This window comes from Sphingomonas sanguinis (assembly GCF_001476905.1).
Taxonomy (GTDB): Bacteria; Pseudomonadota; Alphaproteobacteria; order Sphingomonadales; family Sphingomonadaceae; genus Sphingomonas; species Sphingomonas sanguinis_B.
Genome location: NZ_LDTE01000224.1, coordinates 1 through 646 on the forward strand (window position 1 = coordinate 1; position 646 = coordinate 646).

Consider the following 646-nt stretch of genomic DNA (forward strand, 5'->3'; position numbering starts at 1 on the left):
ATTCTACACCGGTTGGGGTTCGACCGAGACCGCGCCGACCTCGACCGGCACCTATTGGGACACCGAGCGCGTCGGCTTGATCGGCCTGCCGTTCCCCGGCGTCGAGCTGAAGATGGTGCCGTGCGGCTCGAAATACGAGTTGCGGCTGCGCGGCGTCAATGTCACGCCGGGCTATTTCGGCCAGCCCGATCTCACGGCGAAGATGTTCGACGAGGAAGGCTTCTATTGCATCGGCGATGCCGGCGTGTTCGTGGACCCCACGGATCCGCTGCAAGGCATCATCTTCGCGGGCCGCGTGGTCGAGGACTTCAAGCGGACGACCGGCACTTTCGTCCATGTCGGCTCGCTGCGCACCGTTGCGATCGCGGCCGCGACGCCGGTCGTGCAGGACGCGCTGGTGGCGGGGCAGGATCGCGAATTCATCGGCCTGTTGTGCTGGCCGAACCTGCATGCCTGCCGCCAGCTCATCGGCAATGCGGACGCGAGCTAGGAGGACGTGATCCGGCATCCGGCCGTGATCGCCTGTCTCGAAAAGGGCTGGCAGGCCCACAACGCGTCCACCACCGGCAGCAGCATGCGGATCGCGCGCGCGATGCTGATGGTCGAGCCGCCATCGATCGACGGCAACGAGCTCACCGACAAGGGC

General features: G+C 66.3%; 1 pseudogene. It reads left to right on the plus strand.

Features of this window, described 5'->3' with window-relative positions:
- Positions 1-490 (plus strand): annotated as a pseudogene (locus SB4_RS18720) (AMP-binding protein); the annotation flags it as partial.
- Positions 491-646: the final 156 nt, after the last annotated feature.